The sequence below is a fragment of the Dactylosporangium sp. NPDC005572 genome (genome assembly GCF_040605515.1).
In the GTDB taxonomy this organism is placed as follows: Bacteria; Actinomycetota; Actinomycetes; order Mycobacteriales; family Micromonosporaceae; genus Dactylosporangium.
The window spans coordinates 1-16136 of the sequence record NZ_JBEXCY010000184.1 but is presented as its reverse complement, the minus strand read 5'-3'; the positions used below and the strand labels follow the sequence as shown (position 1 = coordinate 16136).

The 16136-nt window shown below is 73.2% G+C and carries 16 protein-coding genes and 1 pseudogene; 5 read left to right on the top strand and 12 right to left on the bottom strand.

Annotation, left to right across the window (positions count from 1 at the left end):
* Positions 1–650 precede the first annotated feature (650 nt).
* From ABZS66_RS47885 to ABZS66_RS47865, 5 genes are read right to left on the bottom strand one after another with little or no spacing between them, the layout of a single operon-like run.
* Entirely contained in the window at positions 651–1097 is a 447-nt protein-coding gene (locus tag ABZS66_RS47885) for a hypothetical protein (protein WP_354769720.1), read from the bottom strand.
* 4 nt (positions 1098–1101) lie between these two features.
* On the bottom strand, positions 1102–1425 hold the full coding sequence (locus ABZS66_RS47880; RefSeq protein ID WP_354769719.1) for a hypothetical protein: 324 nt from the start codon (positions 1423–1425) through the stop codon (positions 1102–1104).
* Between the two features lie 9 nt (positions 1426–1434).
* Positions 1435–1899 carry a hypothetical protein gene (locus tag ABZS66_RS47875; RefSeq protein WP_354769718.1) on the bottom strand — a complete coding sequence of 155 codons (465 nt, stop codon included), beginning with the start codon at positions 1897–1899 and terminating at the stop codon, positions 1435–1437.
* Positions 1896–2888, bottom strand: a complete 993-nt coding sequence (locus ABZS66_RS47870) for an S-adenosylmethionine:tRNA ribosyltransferase-isomerase (protein ID WP_354769717.1) — start codon at positions 2886–2888, stop codon at positions 1896–1898. Before ABZS66_RS47870 ends, ABZS66_RS47875 begins: the two co-directional genes overlap by 4 nt.
* Positions 2885–3532 (bottom strand): SDR family oxidoreductase, encoded by a 648-nt coding sequence (locus tag ABZS66_RS47865; protein WP_354769716.1) that lies wholly within the window; start codon positions 3530–3532, stop codon positions 2885–2887. Before ABZS66_RS47865 ends, ABZS66_RS47870 begins: the two co-directional genes overlap by 4 nt.
* A gap of 102 nt (positions 3533–3634) precedes the next feature.
* Here ABZS66_RS47865 and ABZS66_RS47860 point away from each other — a divergent pair, with 102 nt between their 5' ends.
* Entirely contained in the window at positions 3635–4759 is a 1125-nt protein-coding gene (locus ABZS66_RS47860; protein ID WP_354769715.1) for a GAF domain-containing sensor histidine kinase, read from the top strand.
* Entirely contained in the window at positions 4752–5378 is a 627-nt protein-coding gene (locus ABZS66_RS47855; RefSeq protein WP_354769714.1) for a response regulator transcription factor, read from the top strand. The genes ABZS66_RS47860 and ABZS66_RS47855 overlap by 8 nt, the downstream gene beginning before the upstream one ends.
* On the opposite strand, the gene ABZS66_RS47850 is transcribed toward ABZS66_RS47855, so the two are convergent.
* On the bottom strand, positions 5375–6685 hold the full coding sequence (locus ABZS66_RS47850; RefSeq protein ID WP_354769713.1) for an aspartate aminotransferase family protein: 1311 nt from the start codon (positions 6683–6685) through the stop codon (positions 5375–5377). The two genes, ABZS66_RS47855 and ABZS66_RS47850, sit on opposite strands and share 4 nt — an antisense overlap.
* Before the next feature lie 75 nt (positions 6686–6760).
* Between ABZS66_RS47850 and ABZS66_RS47845 the strand changes: the two genes are divergently transcribed.
* Positions 6761–7654 (top strand): LysR substrate-binding domain-containing protein, encoded by an 894-nt coding sequence (locus ABZS66_RS47845; RefSeq protein ID WP_354769712.1) that lies wholly within the window; start codon positions 6761–6763, stop codon positions 7652–7654.
* On the opposite strand, the gene ABZS66_RS47840 is transcribed toward ABZS66_RS47845, so the two are convergent.
* Positions 7635–8456, bottom strand: coding sequence for a DUF1028 domain-containing protein (locus tag ABZS66_RS47840; RefSeq protein WP_354769711.1), 822 nt, complete (start codon positions 8454–8456; stop codon positions 7635–7637). The two genes, ABZS66_RS47845 and ABZS66_RS47840, sit on opposite strands and share 20 nt — an antisense overlap.
* Positions 8457–8473: 17 nt before the next feature.
* Positions 8474–9058 carry a G/U mismatch-specific DNA glycosylase gene (mug, locus tag ABZS66_RS47835; protein ID WP_354769710.1) on the bottom strand — a complete coding sequence of 195 codons (585 nt, stop codon included), beginning with the start codon at positions 9056–9058 and terminating at the stop codon, positions 8474–8476.
* Between the two features lie 81 nt (positions 9059–9139).
* On the opposite strand from mug, the gene ABZS66_RS47830 reads away from it, so the two are divergent.
* The gene (locus tag ABZS66_RS47830) at positions 9140–9559 is read left to right on the top strand and encodes a RidA family protein (RefSeq protein WP_354769709.1); all 420 of its coding nucleotides are present in this window, start codon (positions 9140–9142) and stop codon (positions 9557–9559) included.
* Between the two features lie 27 nt (positions 9560–9586).
* Here ABZS66_RS47830 and ABZS66_RS47825 read toward each other — a convergent pair whose 3' ends face one another.
* Both ABZS66_RS47825 and ABZS66_RS47820 read right to left on the bottom strand, forming a co-directional pair.
* On the bottom strand, positions 9587–9940 hold the full coding sequence (locus tag ABZS66_RS47825) for an Lsr2 family protein (RefSeq protein WP_354769708.1): 354 nt from the start codon (positions 9938–9940) through the stop codon (positions 9587–9589).
* A 73-nt stretch (positions 9941–10013) separates the two neighbouring features.
* Positions 10014–10664, bottom strand: a complete 651-nt coding sequence (locus tag ABZS66_RS47820; RefSeq protein ID WP_354769707.1) for a pentapeptide repeat-containing protein — start codon at positions 10662–10664, stop codon at positions 10014–10016.
* 107 nt (positions 10665–10771) lie between these two features.
* Here ABZS66_RS47820 and hrpA point away from each other — a divergent pair, with 107 nt between their 5' ends.
* On the top strand, positions 10772–14629 hold the full coding sequence (gene hrpA, locus ABZS66_RS47815; RefSeq protein ID WP_354769706.1) for an ATP-dependent RNA helicase HrpA: 3858 nt from the start codon (positions 10772–10774) through the stop codon (positions 14627–14629).
* Here hrpA and ABZS66_RS47810 read toward each other — a convergent pair.
* Both ABZS66_RS47810 and ABZS66_RS47805 read right to left on the bottom strand, forming a co-directional pair.
* Positions 14599–15741: an MFS transporter gene (locus ABZS66_RS47810; RefSeq protein ID WP_354769705.1), complete on the bottom strand. Its 1143-nt coding sequence runs from the start codon at positions 15739–15741 to the stop codon at positions 14599–14601. The genes hrpA and ABZS66_RS47810 overlap by 31 nt on opposite strands.
* 3 nt (positions 15742–15744) lie before the next feature.
* A pseudogene (locus ABZS66_RS47805) lies at positions 15745–16136 on the bottom strand (hypothetical protein); the annotation flags it as partial.

The window sequence follows — 16136 nt, the reverse complement described above, 5'->3', positions numbered from 1 at the left end:
TGGCTGGCTGGATCGCTTCGCTGGCTCGCTTCGCTGGCCGGCTCGCCCTGCCGCCGCCTGCCCGCGGCGGGCCGTCCGCCTGTGCGCTCCGCCCGCCGTGGCCGCCGCACGTGCGCTGGCATGCCGGTGGGCTGGGCTGCCCTCGCTGTGGCAGGCGGACGTGACGGTGGATTTCCTCGTCACATCCCAGGCGCCGCGGCCAGTTAGGTCGGTCGACCGACCGAGCCTCACCGGGCTGCGGGCAACGCGCCGGGTCGGTCGACCGACCGAACTCCGCGTGAGGTCCTGGCACCGGGGCAAGTTCGATCGGTCGACCGACTGAGTTCAGTGTTAGGTTGCTGGTGGTGGGGCGTGTTTGGTCGGTCGACCGACCGAACCCTCACGGAGCGGGTCGGGGGCGTGGCTTTGTCTGGTCGGTCGACTGACCGAGTTTCCGTGTGACGTTGCTGGTGCTGGTGCTGGTGCTGGTGCCTGGTTGGTCGGTCGACCGACCGAAACCCCGCCTCGGCGCCCGTAGCGCGGCGTGGCTTTGTTTGTTTGGTCGACCGATCGGACTCGTCGACGTTGGCTGGGTGGTGGGCAAGCGGGAGGTCGGGCATTCTGCGCGGCGTGTCGGTCGGCGTCGCGAGTGCCCAGAGAGTTCGGCCCTCTCAGCGGGGCGGCCGCTCAGGGCAGTCGGCCCAGGTCCAGTCGGCCGACAGGTCGCGGCACGTCACGGTCAGCGAGCCGCCCAGGCACGCGATCTCGTGGGTGCAGCCCGGCGCGGCCGGCAGGATCTCGTCGAGGATCACGTCGTGCGAGCCGTCGAGGTCGACCTGGATCGCCTGGAGGCCGAGGTACCGGATCGTCAGGTCCTCCTCGTGCTTCCAGCAGCTGTGACCGAACCTCAGCTCGGCGTCCCCGTCGGCGAACCCGATGCCGCGCAGCTTGAGGTCCTTGACAGAGCGCTTGCCGAAGAAGTTGTAGTGCTCCGGGTCGGTCGCGAAGGCGCGGGCGCCGGGTGGCAGGGCGGCGGCGAAGCCCGGCAGGGCGTCGAGGTAGGGGGTGGGGTCGAGGTGGTTGCCCCGCTCGTCGGCGGCGATGCGGACGTGGCGCACCGGGTCACGCGCCGGGGAGGGCGTCCGGGGTCTCGAAGCGGGCGGCGCGCTCGCGCAGCAGCTGGCCGAAGACGCCGCTCGGCTGGCCGCAGTCGGCGCAGACGAAGTTGTCGTCCAGACGCGGGCCGCCGCAGTGGTCGCAGGTGCCGCGGTCGCGCGGGTCCTGGTAGGAGCGCAGTGCCTCGGCCAACGCGTGCACCACCGGCGCGCGCAGGACCACGGTTTCCGAGCCGACCCGGACCTCGGCCACGGCCGGGCCGGGCAGCGCGTCATACGCATCGATGCGGGCCGCGAACTCCCGCAGGGCCAGCACGACCTGATCGTCCATGCGCCGACCCTACAGCGGCAGCGCCGAACCGCAGACCGCGCACGTGTAGTCCTCGTCGCGTACCACGTTCAGCGCCGTGCAGGCCGGGCAGTGGCGGTACGTCAGCGCCGCCGTGAAGCCGGCCGGGTGCGGGAGGGCCGCGCGGTCCAGGGCGGCCGCGACCGCCGGCCAGGACGAGGCGGCCGGGCAGTAGCCCGTCGACTGGTTGGTGACCTCGCGGACCGTGCCGCCGGCGAAGGAGATCTCGCCCGCGCTCAGCACGTCGGCCCCGCCGGCGCAGGCCACGTGCTCGCTGCGCCGCGGGGCCAGCCGCAGCACGCCGTCGGGCATGACCACGAACGTGAACGGCTCGGCCAGGTCGGCCGCGGTCTGCGCGGCCAGCCACGCGGCGAAGTCGGCCGGCGACGCGACGGGAGTGCCCGCCGGGGCCGGGGCACGCAGCAGCGAGGGTGGGCCGACGTAGGCGTACGTCACGCCGGTGACGGTAGCAGCAGGTGCACGTCGCCGAACTCGTGCCAGCGGTAGCCGGACGAGAGCGCGGCCGCGTACGAGCGCTCCAGGACACGCCGGGAGGCCACCGCGGCCAGGAGGTCGAGGTGTGAGGCGCGCGGCTCGTGGAAGCCGGTCAGCAGGCCGTCGACCACGCGGACGCCGCGGGACGGCGTGACGATCAGGTCCGTCCAGCCCTCGCGGGCCACCACGGTGCCGGACGGGTCCACCGCCGATTCCAGGGCGCGCACGGCGGTCGTGCCGACGGCGACGACGCGGGAACCGGCCGCCCGGGCCGCGTTCACGAGACGCGCGCTCGCCGGCGGTACCGAATAGAACTCCGAATAGGGACGCTCGTGGGCCTCCGGGGACGCCACCCCGGTGTGCAGCACCAGCGGGGCGAACTGGACGCCGGCGGCGACCAGGCGGGTCACCACCCGGTCGCTGAAGGGGCGCGCGGCGCTCGGCATCTCGGCGCTGCCGGGGTGGGTGGCGAAGACCGTCTGGTAGGCCTCGATCGGCCAGGCGCGGCGGACGTACGGGTAGCGGATCGGCTCGCCGTGCCGCCGCAGGAACTCGTGCACCGGAAAATCCACGGACGCCACCCAGAGACGGCCGCGGGAGTACGGCTCCAGGAGCGTCACCGAGTGGCCGCCGGGCAGCGCGACCACACCGGCGGCTCCGGGCCGGGGCCGCAGGTCCGAGCCCCGCACCTCGACCAGCCACCGGCCGGACGGCAGCTCGGAGGAGAAGTTGAGCCGCAGCGGCGCCCCCACCACCGGTACCGACGCCGGCAGCGTCGCCGACGTGTTGACGACGAGCACGTCCCCGGGGCGCAGCAGCGCCGGCAGGTCGGTGAACCGGTGGTGGGAGATCTCGTCGCCGTTGCTCACCAGCAACCGCACCTGGTCGCGCACGGCCGGTGGCTCGTGGGCCTCTAGGGACGGCGGCAGCTCGAAGAGCACGGCGGTCACAGCCGCACCCGCCCCGACGGTGGCCGGCCGGTCACCAGCTCGACGAAGGCGGGCGCCACCGACTCCGGAAGCGGCCGGTCGCTGATGTCCTCGCCCGGGAACGCCTCGGCGTGCATCTGGGTGCGCAGGTCACCCGGGTCGACCCACCAGACGCGCAGCTTCGGCTCCTCGGCGGCGAGCACGTTGCTGGCCTGCTCGACGGCGGCCTTGGCGGCCCCGTAGCCGCCCCAGCCCTCGTACGCCTCGACGGCCGCGTCGGAGCTGATGTTCACGACCGCGCCGTCCGAGGAGCGCAGGGACGGCAGGGCGAGCTGCGTCAGTGCGAGCGGTGCGAACACGTTCACCTCGAACACCTCCCGCAGCGCGGTCAGCGAGTAGTCGGCCAAGGGCGGGCGGGGGCTCGGCCCGAGGATGCCGGCGTTGTTCACCAGCAGGTCGAGCCGGCCGGTGCCGAGGGCGGTGTCCACGAGCCGGGCGCGGTGCCACGAGTCGGTGACGTCGCCCGGGACGGGGATCACGCCCGGCAGCGAGATGGACAGCGTGCGGCCGTCGACCACGACGGTCCAGCCGGCGGCGGCGAGCGCGGTGGTCAGGGCGCGGCCGAGGCCCCGCGAGGCCCCGGTGACGATGGCGGTTCCGGTCATGCCTTCGACGCTAGGAAGCCGGCGGCCCGGCGCCATCGGACCGTGGACCGGCGAGGACCCGGGACCTTCGTCCTAAGACCCCCCGTCGGTACCGTAGATGGCGTGCCCACCTGCGACCGTGACGAGCTGCGGGAGGTCAGCGCCGCCGTGCTGGCCGTCACCGCCCACCTCTCGGTGCGCGAGGTGCTGCAGACGATCGTCTCGGCGGCGCGGCGGCTCCTCGACGCCCAGTACGCGGCGCTGGGCATCCCCGACGGCAACGGCTCGTTCCGCGAGTTCCTGGCCGACGGCCTGACCGCCGCGCAGTGGCGGGCGATCGGCCCGATCCCGCGCCAGCACGGCCTGCTCGGCGCGATGCTGAGCGACCCCTCGCCGGTGCGCTCGGCCGACATCCGTACCCATCCGCGGTTCGAGGGCTGGCCGGCGGCGCACCCGGAGATGGTCGACTTCCTGGGCATGCCGATCGTCGACGGCGACGAGATCCTGGGCGAGCTGTTCCTGGCCAACAAGCGCAGCGGCCGGTTCGAGGCGGACGACGAGGAGCTGCTCAAGCTGCTGGCCGGCCACGCGGCGATCGCGATCGTCAACGCCCGGCTCTACGAGCGCAGCCGGGAGCTGTCCATTGTGGAGGAACGCCAGCGGATCGCCCGCGAGCTGCACGACGCGGTGACCCAGAAGCTGTTCAGCCTGCGGCTCACCGCGGAGGCGGCGGCCGCGCTGGTCGAGCGCGACCCGGCCCGGGCGGTCGCCGAGCTCGACACGGTGCGCCGGCTCGCCGCCGACGCGACCGCCGAGCTCAAGTCGATCGTCGTCGGGCTGCGGCCGGTCGACCTGGCCGGCGACGGGCTGGCGGCGGCGCTCGCCAGGCAGGCCGAGCTGCTGGACCGGGTCCACGAGGCGAAGGTGACGTTCGCGGGCGACGGCGTGCCGCGGCTGCCGGCGGCGCGGGAGGAGGCCGCGTACCGCGTGGCGCAGGAGGCCCTCCACAACGCCCTGCGGCACGGGGCGCCGAGCCGGGTCGCGATCGAGCTGCGCCGGGCCGGCCCGGGCGTGGTGCTGACCGTGACCGACGACGGCGCCGGGTTCGACACCGCCGCGAAGGCCGTCGGGCAGCGGCTCGGGCTGGCGTCGATGCGCGAGCGGGCCCGCAGCGCCGGCGCCCGCCTGCAGGTGGCCTCGCGGCCGGGCGCGGGCACGACCGTCACCCTGGAGGTGCCCGGTGGCTGAGATCCGCGTGCTCGTCGTCGATGATCATCCAGTGGTACGGCAGGGGCTGCGCACGTTCCTCGACCTCCAGGACGACATCACGGTGGTCGGCGAGGCCGACGACAGCGCCTCGTGCCTGGCCGCGGTGGCGGCGACCGACCCCGACGTGGTCCTGCTCGACCTGCGGATGCCCGGCGGCGACGGCGTGGAGGCACTGCGCGGGCTGCGGGCCGCCGACGCCGCGCGGCCCAGGGTGCTGGTGATCACCAGCTTCACCGACCCGTCGGCGGTGCTGCCCGCGGTCCGGGCGGGGGCCGCCGGCTACGTGTACAAGGACGTCGACCCGCCCGCGCTGGCCGCCGCGATCCGGGCGGTGCACGCCGGGCACGTGCTGCTGCACCCCGACGTGGCCCGGCTGCTCGCGGACAGCGGCCCGCCGCCGGAGGCGGCCCACCTGACCCCCCGCGAGCGGGAGGTGCTGGCCGAGGTGGCGCGGGGCCGGTCGAACCGGGAGATCGCCCGCGCCCTCGGGCTGGCCGAGAAGACGGTGAAGACGCACGTGAGCGCGATCCTCACCAAGCTCGGCGTCCAGGACCGCACGCAGGCGGCCCTGTACGCCGTCCGGTCGGGGCTGGACTAGACGCTGGCCGAGCTCAGCGCCTCGTCGAGCATCTCCAGTCCGAGCGAGATTTCTTCCTCGGTACTGGTGAGAGCCGGAGCGATCCGGAAGATCCCACCCATCCGGGGCAGCTGCACCACGTTCATGTGCAGGCCGAGCTCGAAACACCGCCGGGTGACGGCGGCGCCGAGCCGGTCCGCGCCCTCCTTGGTCTCCCGGTCGAGCACCAGCTCGAGGCCCTGGAGCAGGCCCCGCCCGCGGACGTCGCCGACGACCTCGTGCCGGTCCCGCAGCTCCAGCAGCCCGCGCCGCAGGTGGTCGCCGAGCTTCTGGGCCCGCTGGTCGAACGCGTCGCGCCGGAGGATGTCGAGCACGGTGTTGCCGACCGCCGCCGGCAGCGGGTCGGAGACGTGCGTGGTGTAGAAGAGGAAGCCGCGTTCGTGGGCGGCCTCCTCGATCGCCGCGCTGGTGACCACGGCCGCGAGCGGCAGGCCGGCGCCGAGCGTCTTGGACAGGGTGAGGATGTCCGGCACGATCCCGTCGCGCTCGAAGGCGTACCACGTGCCGGTGCGGCACAGCCCGGTCTGCGCCTCGTCGAGGATGAGCAGCATGCCCCGCTCGCGGCACTTGGCGTGCAGCGCGGCGAAGTACCCGGGCGGCGGCTCGATGACCCCGCCGGAGCTCAGGATCGGTTCGACGATGCAGGCGGCCAGGCTGCCGACCGACTGCGCGTCCACGAGCTCGAAGGCGAAGTCGAGCTGCCGGCGCCAGTCGAGGCTGCCGTCGGCGGCGGTGAAGTCGGGCCGGTACGCGTTCGGCGTCGGGATCGCGAAGTTGCCGGGCGAGGCCGGGCCGTAGCCCTTGCGGCCCGAGCTGTAGGTGGCGGCCGCCGCGGCCTGGGTCATGCCGTGCCACGAGCGGGCGAACGACACGATCTCGTGCCCGCCGGTGACCAGCTTGGCCATGCGTACCGCGGCCTCGTTCGCCTCGGCACCGGTGGTCAGCAGCAGCGTCTTCGTCAGCGTCCCCGCACCGACGCCGGCCAGGGACTCGGCGAGCCGCCGGGACAGGTCGACGACCGGCCGGGAGAGCATGCCGCTGAAGAGGTGGTCGAGCTCGGCCACCTGCCGCTGGACGGTCGCGACGATCTCCGGGTGGGCGTGGCCGAGGATGGCGCTCATCTGCCCGGAGGTGAAGTCGAGGATCTTCCGGCCGTCCTCGGTGAACACGTAGCTGCCCTGGGCCCGGGCGATGATCTCGGGGGTGAAGGTCCCGCCGTACCGCACGACATGCCGGTCGACGTCCTGCCAGAACTCCTGCGCCGTCATGGACCGACGGTAGAACGCGGCTGTTGTTTGGCTCCAGCGCATGATGACGCACATGCTGTACGGCAAAATCGAACAATGCTGGATCCTTGGCGCCTGCGGCTGTTGAGCCTGCTGGAGGGCCTCGGCACCGTGCGGGCGGTCGCCGAGGCCGCGCGGCTGAGCCCGTCGACCGTCTCGCAGCAGCTCGGTGTGCTGGAGCGGGAGGTCGGCGCCCGCCTGTTCGAGCGGGCGGGCCGCCGGCTGCGGCTGACGCCCGCCGGCGCGGCCCTGGTCCGCCACGCCCGCGTGATCCTCGACCAGATGGACGCGGCCCGCGCCGAGGCGGTGACCCTGGACAGCGAGCTGGCCGGCGGAGAGCCGGCCGGCCGCGTACGTGTCGGCGCGTTCACGAGCGCGGTGAACACGTTCGTGATCGCGGCCGTCCGCACGCTGCGCTCGCAGTACTCGCGCCTTCGGGTCGACATACGGGAGCTCGATCCGCTCGACAGTGTCCCCGCCCTGCGCCGCGGCGAGTGCGACGTGGCGGTGACGGCCCTGGACGGCCTGCCGCCGGACCCGGACGTGACGCACACGCCCCTCACGGACGACGCGGTGGTCCTGGTGACCGCCGCGTCGTCGGCGGACTCCGGCCCGGTCGACCTGGCCGACTTCCGCGACCACGTCTGGTCGGCCGAGGTCCCGGGCTCGTGGACGCACGAGCTGATCGTGCGGACGTGCCGCCGCGCCGGCTTCGAGCCCGACCTGGGCGGCGTGTTCGCCTCGTACGGCCCGCTGCTGGCCCACGTGGAGGCCGGCCTGTCGGTGACGCTGCTGCCGGAGCTGGCGGTGGATCCGAGGTACCGCGTGCGGTCGTTCCCGCTGCGCGAGCCGCTGATCCGCCACGTGACGGCGGCCGTGCGGTCGAGCTCGGCGGCCCGCCCGGCGGTCTCCACAGTGGTCCGCGCGCTGGCTACGGCCGCGTCGCGCTAGCCTCCCGGAGCTTCGCGAGCACGAGCGGGTCGATATGCCCGTCGACCAGGCGCTCTTCGAGGTTCTCGACCCCGGCCCACCCGGCAAGGTCCCGATGCCCGGCAGCGGCGACCCGCTGCGCCACCTCGGCGGCAAGCTCCCCGTCGAGCTTCAGCAGCGTCTCGGGGTCGGGCTTGCCGAAGTACAGCTCCCAGAGCTCGATGAGCCCCCCGAGCCGGGTGACCGGGTCGGGATCGTCGTCGACCCGCAGGTCGACCTCGACGTCACTGCCACCGCCGTAGCCGCCTTTCCGCCGAGCCACGATGAGGGCGGCACTCTGCCGCCCCCGGCTGTCCCCACCGGCCGCGTCCCCGGCGGCGAGGGCGGCGTAGAGCCGCCGGGCGAGCGGGGACCCCTCGGAGGCCAGCCAGGCCCGCTCCATGTCGGCGACGACCTCGGGCCCGGTGAGGATGTTGCCCTGGATCGCGTACCCGTCCCCGGCCACGCCCCCGGCCCACGCAAAGCACTCGTCCCCGGTGAAGGTGGCCCCCGGCCCGCTGGTCCCGACGACGCCGGCCTGCCGGGTGGCCCGGGCGGGATCGGCGGCGACCAGCCCGGCGAGCGCGTCGGCGGCCCCGGTCCCGGTCCGGAGCATGGCGAGCCCCTGCACCCGGTACGCAAGGTTGGCGAACGACTGCGTGGCCAGCGCCCCGACCTCGGCCTCGACAGCGGGCACGGCCGCCCCGACGGCAAGGAACTTACTGGCCACGGCCACCCCGACCGCCCCACCGTCGGAAGACCGCCCCACGATCGAAAACGTCATGCGCCCACCGTAGTGGATTACTTCCGACCGAAAACATCCCGCCGAGCGCTCGGAGCGGCCGCCGTCCGGAGGCGGGCGAACTCCTCCGTCAGGCGGTCCAGGGTGAAGTGGGCGTTCAGGCCGCTCGGGTTGGGCAGGATCCACAGCCGGACGCCGTCCAGGGTTGCCTCCTGCGGGCCGACCTTGGCCGTTGCCGTGCCGAAGGCGGTGCGATAGGCCGTCACGCCCAGGACGGCCAGCCATGCCGGGGCGTACTCGGCGACCTTCGCGCGCAGGATCACGCCGCCCGCCGTCAGTTCCTCGCGGGTCAGCTCGTCCGCCCTTGCCGTCGCCCGGGCGGCCAGGTTGGTGATGCCCAGGCCGTACGACGGGAGCTGGTCCTGCTCGTCCGGGCGGAGCTGGCGCGGGGTGAAGCCGGAGCGGTGCAGGGCCGGCCAGAAGCGGTTGCCCGGACGGGCGAAGTGGTGGCCCGTCGCGGCCGACCACAGGCCCGGGTTGATGCCGCAGAGCAGGACGTCCAGGCCCGGAGCGATGACGTCGGGGAGCAGCTTGCCGGCGGCGGCCAGGAGGTCCTCGCGGGTGAAGCGAACCGTCGACGCCATGCCGACAAGCATGCCAGGGGTCCCGTGCGGCCCCGCGGACCTGGCGCGGCGGCCGGGAGGGTTGCCGGATAGCGTGTGAGCATGGGTGAGCGGCGGTTGATCTCCAGTGGGTCGACGTTCGAGCAGGAGATCGGGTACTCGCGGGCCGTCGTCGACGGGGACTGGGTGCACGTCTCCGGGACGACCGGGTTCGACTACTCGGCGATGACCATCTCGGACGACGTCGTCGAGCAGGCCGAGCAGTGCTGGCGGAACATCGACGCGGCGCTGCGCGAGGGTGGGGCGGGCGTGGCGGACGTGGTCCGCGTGCGGTACCTGCTGCCCGACGCCGCCGACTTCGAGCCCTGCTTCCCCGTGCTGCGCAAGTGGCTCGGTGGCGTGCGGCCGGCCGCCACCATGCAGGTCTGCGGGCTGTCCGACCCCCGGATGCGGATCGAGATCGAGGTCACCGCCCGGCGCGCCGGCAGCCGGGTCGCGCCGGGCCTCGGGTGGCCCCGCTAGCCGTCAGATGAAACCGGCCGCGATGAACTAGTCCGAGGGCGGAGACGAGGCGTGGTAGCGGGCCACCAGCTCGCGGCTCAGGCGGCCGCGGGCCGAGACCTCGTAGCCCAGCGACTGGCCCCACTCGCGGATGGCCTGGTTCTTGGCCCGGCTCACCCGCCGCGAGTCGCGCTCCGGGAGGTACGTGCGCCCGCGCCCGCCGCCGGCGACCGGACCCCGGCCGACCTTGCGGGCCGCCCTGACGAACGGGGCCAGGGTCTCGCGCAGCCGCTGCGCATTCGCGGCCGAGAGATCGATCTCGTACCGCACCCCGTCGACCTCGAAGCCGAGGCTTTCGTCGGCGAGATCGCCGTCGAGATCGTCGACCAGAGTGTGGATCACGCGCCGCACCATGCCGTCCCTTTCGCGCTGCAAGTTGAACCCCCGCGAAAGAGCGAACCGGCCGCCCGTGGTGTTACTCGACGGTTATCTCCAGGGCGGCGGCCAGCACGTGGGCCAGCGCCACCAGGTCCTCCGTGCCGATCGTGGCACCGGCCAGCGCGGCCACGCCGCCGATCCCGGCCAGCGTGCATCCGGTGAGCCGGGCGCCGTCGAGCTTCGCGCCGGAGAACTGGGCCCCGGTCAGGTCGCACCGGGTGAAGACCGTGCCGCTCAGGTCGGCGCCGGTGAAGTCGGCGCCGGTCAGGTTGCAGTCCTCGAAGACCACGGCCCGGAACTGGGCGGCCCGGAACACGGTCAGGTCGGCCCGGCACTCGCGCACGGTCACGTCGCGGAACAGCCCGTCGAGCCACTGCAGGCCGGTCAGCCGGCTGCCCTTGAGCGCCACCCGGACGAGCGACGACTGGTCGCCGCGCAGGTTGGCCAGGTTCGACTGCTCGACCAGGCAGTCGGTGAGCGAGACCTTCACGAACGAGCCGCCGCTGAGGTCGGTGCGGTTGAAGCGGCACTGGTTGAACTCGGCGCCCTTCGCCGAGCGGCCGGTCAGGTCGAGGTCGTAGTAGCCGAGTGCGACGTACGCGCCCTCGTCGCGCAGGTCGTCCTCCTCGACGATGGCCAGTTCGAGGGAGCGGGGCGGTCGCGGCCGGGCCGGCGCAGACGGAGCCATGGGTGTGACGTTAGTGGCAGGAGTGACGGCTTGCCGAGTCGCCGATCGGTCAGCCGGGCAAAATCACCGGGCAATCGCGGCGACGCGTGCCTATCCTTGCGAGCGTCATGTCTGAGGTACAAAAGGCCCCCACGCTCAGTGAGCTCCGCGCGCGTCTGGCCGGGCTCATGCCGCTGGACCAGCACCGGCTCCGGCGGCGCATCGACGGGGCGAAGAAGTCTCGGCACGCGCAGGCGATCGCCGAGGCGATCCGCGCCGACATCGAGCGGGCCGAGCGGCGCGTCGCCGCCCGCCGATCCGCGACGCCCCAGGTCAGCTACCCCGAGCAGCTGCCGGTCAGCCAGCGCAAGGACGACATCCTGGCCGCGATCCGCGACCACCAGGTCGTGATCGTCGCCGGCGAGACCGGCTCCGGCAAGACGACCCAGCTGCCCAAGATATGCCTGGAGCTGGGCCGGGGCGTGACCGGGCAGATCGGGCACACCCAGCCGCGCCGGATCGCCGCGCGGACGGTGGCCGAGCGGGTCGCCGAGGAGCTGGGCTCCGAGCTGGGGCAGACCGTCGGGTTCAAGGTCCGCTTCTCCGACCAGTCGAGCGACCAGACCATGGTCAAGGTCATGACCGACGGCATCCTGCTCGCCGAGATGCAGCAGGACCGGCTGCTCCGCCAGTACGACACCCTGATCATCGACGAGGCCCACGAGCGCAGCCTCAACATCGACTTCATTCTCGGCTACCTCAAGCAGCTCCTGCCCCGGCGCCCCGACCTCAAGGTGGTCATCACCTCGGCCACCATCGACCCGGAGCGCTTCTCCCGGCACTTCGGCGACGCCCCGATCGTCGAGGTGTCCGGCCGGACGTACCCGGTCGAGGTGCGGTACCGCCCGATCGAGTCGGCGGACGAGGGGGAGGACGAGGTCGACCAGTTCGACGCGATCTGCAACGCGGTGCTCGAGCTCCAGGCCGAGGGGCCGGGCGACGTCCTGGTCTTCCTGAGCGGCGAACGGGAGATCCGCGACACCGCCGACGCGCTGGCCCGCCTCGACCTGCCGAACACCGAGATCCTGCCGCTGTTCGCGCGCCTGTCGTTCGCCGAGCAGCATCGGGTGTTCCAGTCGCACACCGGCCGGCGGATCGTGCTCGCGACCAACGTGGCCGAGACGTCGCTGACCGTGCCGGGGATCAAGTACGTGATCGATCCCGGGACCGCGCGCATCTCCCGGTACAGCCACCGCCTGAAGGTCCAGCGGCTCCCCATCGAGCCCGTGTCGCAGGCCTCGGCCAACCAGCGCAAGGGCCGCTGCGGGCGCACGTCCGACGGCATCTGCGTCCGGCTCTACAGCGAGGAGGACTTCCTCGGCCGGCCGGAGTTCACCGACCCGGAGATCCTGCGCACCAACCTCGCCTCGGTCATACTCCAGATGATCTCGCTCGGCCTGGGCGACCTCGGCGCGTTCCCGTTCATCGACCCGCCGGACCGCCGCAACGTCACCGCCGGCGTGCAGCTGCTGGAGGAGCTCGGCGCGCTGGAGGGCGCGCAGCGGCTGACCCCGCTCGGCCGCCGGCTGTCCCAGCTGCCGGTCGACCCGCGGCTGGCCCGGATGGTGCTGGAGGCCGAGCGCAACGGCTGCGTGCGCGAGGTGATGGTGATCACCGCGGCGCTGTCGATCCAGGACCCGCGGGAGCGCCCGGCCGACAAGCAGGCCCAGGCGCAGCAGCTGCACGCCCGGTTCGCCGACAAGGACTCGGACTTCGTCGGGTACCTCAACCTGTGGAACTACCTGCAGGAGAAGCAGCAGGAGCTGTCCAGCAACCAGTTCCGCAAGCTGTGCCGGGCCGAGTTCCTCAACTACCTGCGGGTCCGCGAGTGGCAGGACATCTACAGCCAGCTGCGCTCGGTGCTGCGGACCATGGACGTGACGCCCAACGAGGAGCCGGCGGCGCCGCTGCAGATCCACGTCTCGCTGCTGTCCGGCCTGCTCTCGCACGTCGGGCTCAAGGACGTCGACAAGCACGAGTACCTCGGCGCCCGCGGCGCCCGCTTCGCCGTCTTCCCCGGCTCGGCGCTGTTCCGCAGGACGCCGCGCTGGGTGATGGCCGCCGAACTGGTCGAGACGACCCGGCTGTGGGCCCGGGTGTGCGCCCGCATCGAGCCCGAGTGGATCGAGCCGCTGGCCCAGCACCTGGTGAAGCGCAACTACAGCGAGCCGCATTGGGAGAAGAAGGCCGCCGCGGTCATGGCGATGGAGAAGGTGACGCTGTACGGCGTGCCGATCGTCGCCCAGCGCAAGGTGAACTACGGCCGGATCGACCCGGCGCTGTCCCGCGAGCTGTTCATCCGCCACGCGCTGGTGGAGGGCGACTGGGAGACCACCCACGCATTCTTCGCCGAGAACCGCCGGCTGCTCGACGAGGTCGAGGAGCTGGAGAACCGGGCCCGCCGCCGCGACATCCTGGTCGACGACGAGACGCTGTTCGACTTCTACGACAAGCGCATCGCCGAGGAGGTCGTCTCCGGCCGGCACTTCGACAGCTGGTGGAAGAAGACCCGCCGCGAGCAGCCGGACCTGCTCACGTTCGACCCGGCGATGCTGGTCAACCAGGGTGCGGATGCGGTACGGCAGGAGCAGTACCCGGACCGCTGGAGCAGCTACTCGCTGACGTACCAGTTCGAGCCCGGCACCGAGGCCGACGGGGTGACCGTCCACATCGGCCTGCCGCTGCTCGGCCGGGTGGACGACGCCCAGTTCAGCTGGCAGGTCCCCGGCCTGCGCGAGGAGCTGGTGACGGCGCTCATCAAATCGTTGCCCAAGGCGCTGCGGCGCAACTTCGTGCCCGCCCCCGACACCGCCCGCGAGGCCCTGGCCGGGATGCCGGCAGGGGAGGGGCACCTGCTCGACGCCCTGGAGCGCGAGCTGCGCCGGCTGACCGGGGTGAGCGTCCCGCGGGAGGCGTGGGACCTGAGCCGCATCCCCGACCACCTCAAGGTGACGTACCGGATCGTCGACGACGCCGGCAAGCCGCTCGCCGAGAGCAAGAGCCTGGACGAGCTGCGGTCCCGGCTCGCGCCGAAGGTCGAGGAGACGGTCGCCGAGGCGGCCGTCGACGTCACCCGGGCCGGCATCACGTCCTGGAACTTCGGCGAGCTGCCGCGCACCCTGCACCGCACGGTCGCCGGGCACACGCTCACCGTCTATCCGGCGCTCGTCGACGAGGGCACGTCGGTGGCGATCAAAGCCTTCGACCTGCCGGCCCGCCAGGCGCTCGAGATGTGGGCCGGGACGCGCCGCCTGCTGCAGCTCACGCTGCCGCCGGCGGCGCGCTTCGTGCAGGGCCGCCTGTCGAACGAGGCGAAGCTGGCGCTCAGCCGCAACCCGCACCGCAACGCCGTCGACCTGCTCGACGACTGCGCGGCCTGCGCGGTCGACCAGCTGATGACCGACGCCGGGGGACCGGCCTGGGACGAGAAGGGCTTCACCGCCCTGCGCGACAAGGTCCGGGCCGACGTGGTCGACCTGACGCTCGACGTGGTGGACAGCGTGCGGAAGATCCTCGCCGCCTCGTACGACGTCGAGCAGCGCCTCGCCAGCACCAAGAACCCGCTGCTCCTGCCGGCGCTGGCCGACATGCGGCAGCAGTTGTCGCGGCTGGTGTACCGCGGCTTCGTCACCGACACGGGATGGCAGCGCCTGCCGGACCTGGAGCGGTACCTGCGCGGCATCGAACGGCGGCTCGAGAAGGTGCCGACCGACCCGGCCCGCGACCGGGACCGGATGCTCACCGTGCACGAGGTGCAGCGGGAGTACGACCAGCTGGCCTCCTCGATGACGATGACGCCCCAGCTGCGGGAGATCCGCTGGATGATCGAGGAGCTGCGGGTGGGCCTGTTCGCGCAGGCGCTCGGGACCGCCTATCCCGTGTCCGACGTGCGGATCTACCGGGCGATGGACGCCTTGCCGGCCTGAGTCACCACCGGCGCCAGCAGCGCGACGCCGGCCGCGAGCACCGCGAGGGTCAGCAGGGCGTTGCCGAGGCCGATCACGTCGGCGAGCGCGCCCACGGCCGGCGGCCCGACCAGGATCGAGCCGTAGCCGATGGTCGTCACCAGCGCGATCGACTCGGCCGGGCGGTCCGTCTCGCCGGCCGCGCTGACCGCGGCCGGGAAGACCAGGCACACGCCCGCGCCCCAGAGCAGCGCCCCGCCGTACGTGAGCGCCGTCCACGGGGCGAGGACGGTGAGGGCGACGCCGGCGATGCCGAGGAAGCCGCCGGCGCGGACCGCTCCGGCCCGGCCGAGCCACGCCGCGACCGGGGTGCCGAGGAAGCGGCCGACCGTCATCGCCGTGGCGAACACGGTGAAGCCGAGCGCCGCCGAGGCCTCCGACAGGCCGCGGCCGGTGTCGAGGTACAGCGGGAGCCAGTCGGCCGCGGCGCCCTCGATGACGGTCGCGCACAGCGTGAGCGCGCCGATGAGCAGCAGCCCGCGGCTGATCTTGGCGCGGTTTGCGGCTTTCACGGCAGTCTGGCCGGTTCGTTCGTCGATGTAGAACGCCAGACCGACCCAGGTCACCGCGGTCGCACCGATCGCCACCGCCGTGAAGTGGTGGCCGATCGACACGTCGTGGCGGGCGGCGAGCGAGCCGAGCGCGGTGCCGGCGATCGAGCCGAGGCTCCAGCAGGCGTGGTACCGCGGCATCCACTCCCGGCCGGCCAGCCTGTCGACCGCGCTGCCCTGGACGTTCATCGCCACGTCCCACGAGCCGTACACCAGGCCGAGCGCGAACAGCACCGCGCCCAGCTCCCACAGGTCGCCGGTCAGCCCCACGCAGCCGAGCACCAGGGCGGCGGTGACGGACATGACGGCCACCCAGGCCCGGCTGCCGATCCGCCGGCAGATGTGCCCGGTCAGCGGCATCGACACCAGCGAGCCGATGCCGAGCGCGAGCAGCGCCCGGCCGAGCTCGCCGGGCGTCACGTCGAGGTGCTTGACGACCGCCGGGACCCGGGACACCCACGTGCCGAGCAGCGTGCCGCTGGCGGTGAACACCAGCGCGGTGCCGATGGCAGCGCGTCGCACCGGCTAGAGGTCGCCCGGCCGGCGGAAGATGACCGTCTGGTCGTTCCCACCCTGCTGCGGCGGTGGCGGGTATCCGGGGTTGATCACCGTCGTGGGCGCTCCGCCGTAACCGGGCGGCTCGTAGCCGCCCGGCGGTGGCCCGTAGCCGCCCTGCGGCGAGCCGTAGGTCGTCGGGGTCGGCGCGCGGTGGATGCCTCCCGGGGCCGGCACGACCGGGTGCATGCCGGTGTCCGGCTCCTGCTTGTCCTTGCGCCGGAAGTAGAACAGGCTCCCGACCAGGCCGAGCGCGGCCACGATCGCGAAGATGCCGACCCAGAAGCCGAACGAGAGGCCGCCGCTGTCGCTGGTCTTCCTCGTCGGCGGGTCCTCGGCCTGCGGGATGGCCCCGTTGCCGG

Bases quoted from the DNA above. Each gene is read 5' to 3' on its own strand.
- ABZS66_RS47865 (WP_354769716.1), bottom strand. From the start codon at position 3,532: ATGACCGGAACCGCCATCGTCACCGGGGCCTCGCGGGGCCTCGGCCGC.
- ABZS66_RS47845 (WP_354769712.1), top strand. From the start codon at position 6,761: ATGCTGGATCCTTGGCGCCTGCGGCTGTTGAGCCTGCTGGAGGGCCTC.
- mug (WP_354769710.1), bottom strand. From the start codon at position 9,058: ATGGCGTCGACGGTTCGCTTCACCCGCGAGGACCTCCTGGCCGCCGCC.
- hrpA (WP_354769706.1), top strand. From the start codon at position 10,772: ATGTCTGAGGTACAAAAGGCCCCCACGCTCAGTGAGCTCCGCGCGCGT.
- ABZS66_RS47820 (WP_354769707.1), bottom strand. From the start codon at position 10,664: ATGGCTCCGTCTGCGCCGGCCCGGCCGCGACCGCCCCGCTCCCTCGAA.
- ABZS66_RS47830 (WP_354769709.1), top strand. From the start codon at position 9,140: ATGGGTGAGCGGCGGTTGATCTCCAGTGGGTCGACGTTCGAGCAGGAG.
- ABZS66_RS47880 (WP_354769719.1), bottom strand. From the start codon at position 1,425: ATGGACGATCAGGTCGTGCTGGCCCTGCGGGAGTTCGCGGCCCGCATC.
- ABZS66_RS47840 (WP_354769711.1), bottom strand. From the start codon at position 8,456: ATGACGTTTTCGATCGTGGGGCGGTCTTCCGACGGTGGGGCGGTCGGG.
- ABZS66_RS47850 (WP_354769713.1), bottom strand. From the start codon at position 6,685: ATGACGGCGCAGGAGTTCTGGCAGGACGTCGACCGGCATGTCGTGCGG.